The 4,775-nt window shown below is 64.3% G+C and carries 6 protein-coding genes; 3 read left to right on the top strand and 3 right to left on the bottom strand.

Going from position 1 to position 4,775, the window contains the following annotated elements; translation table 11 throughout:
* Both AC062T_RS13620 and AC062T_RS13615 read right to left on the bottom strand, forming a co-directional pair.
* The coding region (locus AC062T_RS13620; RefSeq protein WP_476030899.1) for an ATP-binding cassette domain-containing protein at positions 1 to 496 on the bottom strand (496 nt) is incomplete at its 3' end.
* Between the two features lie 327 nt (positions 497 to 823).
* Positions 824 to 1,708 (bottom strand): acyl-CoA thioesterase, encoded by an 885-nt coding sequence (locus AC062T_RS13615; protein WP_476030897.1) that lies wholly within the window; start codon positions 1,706 to 1,708, stop codon positions 824 to 826.
* A gap of 78 nt (positions 1,709 to 1,786) precedes the next feature.
* Here AC062T_RS13615 and AC062T_RS13610 point away from each other — a divergent pair, with 78 nt between their 5' ends.
* A complete protein-coding gene (locus AC062T_RS13610) occupies positions 1,787 to 2,461 on the top strand; it encodes a DUF8185 domain-containing protein (RefSeq protein WP_476030895.1) in 675 nt (224 codons plus the stop codon).
* Here AC062T_RS13610 and AC062T_RS13605 read toward each other — a convergent pair.
* Positions 2,458 to 3,288, bottom strand: coding sequence for a helix-turn-helix transcriptional regulator (locus tag AC062T_RS13605; RefSeq protein WP_476030893.1), 831 nt, complete (start codon positions 3,286 to 3,288; stop codon positions 2,458 to 2,460). The genes AC062T_RS13610 and AC062T_RS13605 overlap by 4 nt on opposite strands.
* Positions 3,289 to 3,388: 100 nt before the next feature.
* Between AC062T_RS13605 and hxlB the strand changes: the two genes are divergently transcribed.
* Both hxlB and hxlA read left to right on the top strand, forming a co-directional pair.
* Positions 3,389 to 3,967, top strand: a complete 579-nt coding sequence (gene hxlB / locus AC062T_RS13600) for a 6-phospho-3-hexuloisomerase (protein ID WP_476030891.1) — start codon at positions 3,389 to 3,391, stop codon at positions 3,965 to 3,967.
* 65 nt (positions 3,968 to 4,032) lie between these two features.
* Positions 4,033 to 4,656 carry a 3-hexulose-6-phosphate synthase gene (gene hxlA, locus AC062T_RS13595; RefSeq protein ID WP_476030889.1) on the top strand — a complete coding sequence of 208 codons (624 nt, stop codon included), beginning with the start codon at positions 4,033 to 4,035 and terminating at the stop codon, positions 4,654 to 4,656.
* The last annotated feature ends 119 nt before the right edge of the window (positions 4,657 to 4,775 follow it).

Raw genomic sequence — 4,775 nt, 5'->3', positions numbered from 1 at the left:
AGAGTTCTGAGGGCAGTGAGTCTTCCCACCCACCAAGACCAACCAGCTGGATGGTCTTGCGAGCGAGTTCGAGGCGCTTGGCCTTGCGCACGCCCTGAATTTCGAGGCCGTAGGCCACGTTGTCAAGAACGGTTCGGTGGGGGAGCAGGGCGAAGTGCTGGAAGACCATCGACACGCTGCTGCGGCGGACGGTGCGCAACGCTTTGCCTGAGATCCCTGTCGTGGGCAGACCGTTGATGGTCACTGACCCGGAAGTCACATCGAGTAGCCCATTGAGCATGCGAATGAGGGTCGACTTGCCGGAGCCACTGAGGCCCATGACAACAAAAATCTCACCCTGCTTCACCTCGAATGAGGCATCGATTACCGCTGCTGTTCCAAACGAGCTCACGTCTGCACGAGATGCACCGTTTTTTAGCTGTGAAACGGCCTCGCTGGATTTCTTTCCGAACACCTTATAAAGGTGCTCGGCCTTGACTGCAATACTTTCGGTCACGTTGTCCTGGCGACGACCACAGGTCACCGCGTGGCGGCGACAGGTTCGTGCTTCGGTTACGGTCCGGGTCTCTGGTGCAACCCTGCATCGGGGCTGTAATAAAGAGATGCAGCGAGGGAGCCTCGCCGTGGGGCGGGCCCGCCACCAGACGACCATACGCTCGCGGTCGGCCGCATCGGGGATGCAACCGGCCACGTTCGCGGCCTAGATGTTGGGTCAGTCCGGCGCTTCTGAAGGGTCAGAGCGAAGCGAACCGTTAAACACCATAGCCACAAACTGGGAGTTCGCCGAGTTGAGCAAGATTCACCGGGGCTGGAGCGGCAGTGGTTAGTCGAACTCGCTGGGGTTCGGTACTCGAACCATTCCCTCTTGAGCCACCGTGGCGACCAGCATGCCATCGCGGGTGTAAATGCGACCGGAAGAGAGGCCTCGCCCGCCGATAGCGTTGGGGGACTGCTGCACGTAGAGAAGCCATTCGTCGACACGAGAAAAACGGTGAAACCACATGGCGTGGTCGAGGCTTGCGACCTTGAGACCGGGGGTGATCCAGGCGACCCCGTGTCGTCGAAGTATCGGCTCCAGCAGCGAAAAGTCGCTGGCATAGGCGAGAGCTGCGCGGTGCAGATTGGGGTCGTCGGGCATTGTGCCCACCGCTTTGAGCCACACGGCCTGGTGCTCAGTGTGCTCGCCCTCGACGGATAAGAAGATGGGGGAGGGAGCGAACCGCAGATCGAATGGCCGGTTCTCTGCCCAGTTCCTGGCGATGGGGTGTTCGATTCCGGCGAGCACCTCGCGAACGTGGGGGAGCGACTCGGGGTCGGGAATGTCACTCGGCATGTCCATCTGGTGCTCGAGGCCCGCCACCTGGGTCTGAAATGAGCTGATGAGCGAGAGGATGGGTTCGCCGTTTTGATAGGCCTGGACCCCACGAGCGGAGAACGAACGCCCATCGTGGATGCGCGCGACCGAGAAAGTGATGGGCTTAGACGCGTCGCCGGGCCGCAAGAAGTACCCGTGCATCGAGTGCAGTACCCGATCGTCCTCCACGGTGTTCATGGCAGCCACGAGCGACTGGGCGATTACTTGCCCGCCGAATACGCGCCCGCCGGGCTGCCACTGACTCTTGCCGGTGAAGATGTCCTTGCTCGTTCTGGCGCCGGTATCGGTGAGATCGAGGGTGGCCAAAAGGCCTTCGAGCGGTGCAACAGACATGGAGCCTCCCCGGCGCAATACGTGGAGCGAGTCAAAGTGGAGAAAAGGCCCGCCGATACTAGGTAGTTTAGATTGCAGATGAGCCAGAACTTCACCCTTACCGATTCCCTCTCCCTCGACGACCTGCAGGTCTTTTTGACCCGCGCGGGCCGGGTGGAGAACGGTTCCGTGCGCCTAATTGCCGGTTCCGGGGTGCTAGCGGTCTACGTCGGCGTGATTTTTCCGCACGGGCTCCTCGACGAGAGCCCGACCGTGCTCGGCCTTCGAACGTTCGCCCTCAGCGACGGCGGCCCCTTCGACGCCGTTGTGCCCATCCGTTCACTCGCGGAGCGCATCGTCCGTTTGCAGGGTCAGGATCGGGATCGGGATGCCCCGGTCACGGTTGGGCTGCCGATGCAAGTGAACACGGCGACGTGGGCGGCAATCTCGCCTCCGAAGGGCGGCTGGCGCGCCTTGCCGCACACCGACGGAGCGCTTCTGGAGTCGACCGCGAGAGCCGGCATCGCCGAGGTCGCCGAAACGATCCCGTCGAGTACGGGAGAGCAGATCGTCAACCGGGTGCGCTCCGAGGTCTGGAGCCGTGGCATTCCCGGGCTCGAATATGTTCCGGCCGGCGCCGCATTTGCGGCATACAGCCTGGGGTTCATCGATGCAGGGCCCGTTGCTGTCTTCGAAACCGGTCCCTGGACGCGCCTGAGCACCCCGCGCGGCCACACCCTAGTTCGTCGCAGAGGCTGGACTCTGCAGCGCTAGCTGCGGGCGAGCGCAGCGAGTTCGGCTCGACTGGTTGCCCCTGTTTTGCGCAACAGATTCGACACGTGAAACTTGACCGTGTTGCCGCTGATGCCCAGTTGTTCCGCAATCGTGTTGTTGCGGGCACCCGCAACAACGAGCTTGAGAACCTCGCGTTCGCGGGCGGGGAACGCGACGGCGTCGACGAGCGGTTCCGGCTCCGCTGGCGGGTCGAGGGGCAACCGGATGTCGAGCGACGAGCCCCAGCCGGGAGTCGCCGAAACCGAGAGGGTGCCGTCCAGGGCGCTGACCCGTTCGGCGATGGGCCTGAGCGAATCGTCCTTCGCCGTGAGATCACCCTGGCCGTCGTCGCGGATGCCGATCAGCAGATTGAGCCCGTCGCAGTCCCATTGAATCCGCACTTTTGTGGTTTCACCCTTATCGACGAACGCCAAGACGGCGCTGCGCACGATCGCTCGAGCAGCATGGGCCACAGCTCCCGGTAGGGCGCGCCCCGTTGTCGGCGGCTCCACGAATTGCACCTCGAGGTCGCCGAATCGCACGAGCGGTCGCAGGTCGTTTCGTAGCCGAGCGAACGCACCGACGACAGGTTCGAGCAGGCTTGTTCGTTGCTGGTCGGTGGCCATGCGAAGCCCCACGAGCGCCGTCGCGGCAAGGTCGATCGCCATCGTGCGGGCGGCCGTGTCGTCCAGGCGTGTTGAGCGCAGGATCGCGAGCATGGATTCGAGTGTGACGGCGTGCCGATCAGCCTGCTCTGCAACCACTCGAGCGTGGTCGAGCACAAGGCGGCGGGATGCGGGGGTAGGGACTTCGGCGTCGGCGCTCATACCTTGAACCTACCCGGGTAGAGCGCACTACCCATTCGGGTAGCAAAAACTGGACTCATGGGTGGGGTGCTCAATCCGGAGGAGGCCCAACGATAGAGCAATGGATGTCATGCAAACCGGCGTCGGATACTCCCTCGCCCGCATCGCTCGTGAACTCGATTCCGTCGTAGATCACCTCGTTCACGCCGACCCGATTGCCCTCGCTGGCTTTGTTGAGCTGGTCGCGGGGGCGCCCCGTGTCTTCGTTCTGGGCGCTGGGCGCTCGGGTCTGGCGCTTCGCATGACCGCGATGCGCCTCATGCACCTCGGCCTTGAGGTCCACGTCGTCGGTGAGGTCACGACCCCGGCGATCAGTAGGGGAGACCTTCTGCTCACGGCAAGCGGTTCGGGAACGACGGGCGGCATTGTCCGTGCGGCGCAGACGGCGGTTGCTGCCGGGGCCGTAGTCGCCGCAATCACGACGGATCCCGATTCCCCTCTCGCCTCCCTCGCGGCAGCCACGATCACCGTGCCTGCGGCGGCAAAGCTCGACAGGACGGGAGAAGCATCCGCCCAATATGCGGGGAGCCTGTTCGAGCAGACCGTCGTCGTGTTCGGCGATGCGCTATTTCATGCCCTGTGGATGCGCTCCGGTGCCAGCGCCGACGAGCTGTGGCCACGCCACGCCAACATCGAATAGGCCTCCTCCGCTTCGCCGCAAAGCCAGAACGACAAGCCCAGCAACAACCGAACAGAAAGAACCACATGAAACTGCAGTTCGCCATGGACACCCTCACCACCGAGGCAGCCCTCGAACTCGCCGCAGCTGCGGCGCCCTACGTTGACATCCTTGAGCTGGGAACCCCGCTCATCAAGAGCGCAGGCCTCTCGGCCATCACGGCCATCAAGGCGGCGCACCCTGACAAGATCGTGTTCGCCGACCTCAAAACCATGGATGCTGGCGAGCTCGAGGCTGACATCGCATTCGCCGCCGGTGCCGACCTCGTGACCGTGCTCGGTGCGGCGGGCGACAGCACCATCGTCGGTGCCGTCGCAGCGGCTAAGAAGCACGGCAAGGGTGTCGTCGTTGACCTCATCGGCGTGGCCGACAAGCCCGCCCGGGCCAAGGAGGTCGTCGCCCTTGGTGTCGAGTTCGTGGAGATGCACGCCGGTCTCGACGAGCAGGCAGAAGAGGGCTTCACGTTCTCCACGCTGCTGCGGGACGGCGAAAGCTCTGGTGTGCCGTTCTCGGTGGCCGGTGGCATCACTGTTTCGACGATCGCTTCGGTTCAGCAGTCCGGCGCGCAGGTCGCCGTAGCGGGCGGCGCCATCTATGGTGCTCCCGATGTCGGAGCGGCCGCAGCTGCTCTCCGGGCCGCAATCGTCTAAGCGCGCACACAGAAGGGCCCGGCGGAGCCGCCGGGCCCTTCGTGCGCCCCGCGAGCGGCGCGCCGGACGGCTACTGCGCTGCGGCGGCGCGGCCCGCCGTTCGACCGCTGAAGAGGCAG

Source organism: Homoserinimonas sp., assembly GCF_056262345.1.
Note: the sequence above shows the minus strand (reverse complement) of the source record. Positions and strands in the feature narration are given on the sequence as shown.

Coding starts and splice junctions, on each gene's coding strand:
- AC062T_RS13615 (WP_476030897.1), bottom strand. CDS start 1,708: ATGTCTGTTGCACCGCTCGAAGGCCTTTTGGCCACCCTCGATCTCACC.
- AC062T_RS13610 (WP_476030895.1), top strand. CDS start 1,787: ATGAGCCAGAACTTCACCCTTACCGATTCCCTCTCCCTCGACGACCTG.
- AC062T_RS13605 (WP_476030893.1), bottom strand. CDS start 3,288: ATGAGCGCCGACGCCGAAGTCCCTACCCCCGCATCCCGCCGCCTTGTG.
- hxlB (WP_476030891.1), top strand. CDS start 3,389: ATGGATGTCATGCAAACCGGCGTCGGATACTCCCTCGCCCGCATCGCT.
- hxlA (WP_476030889.1), top strand. CDS start 4,033: ATGAAACTGCAGTTCGCCATGGACACCCTCACCACCGAGGCAGCCCTC.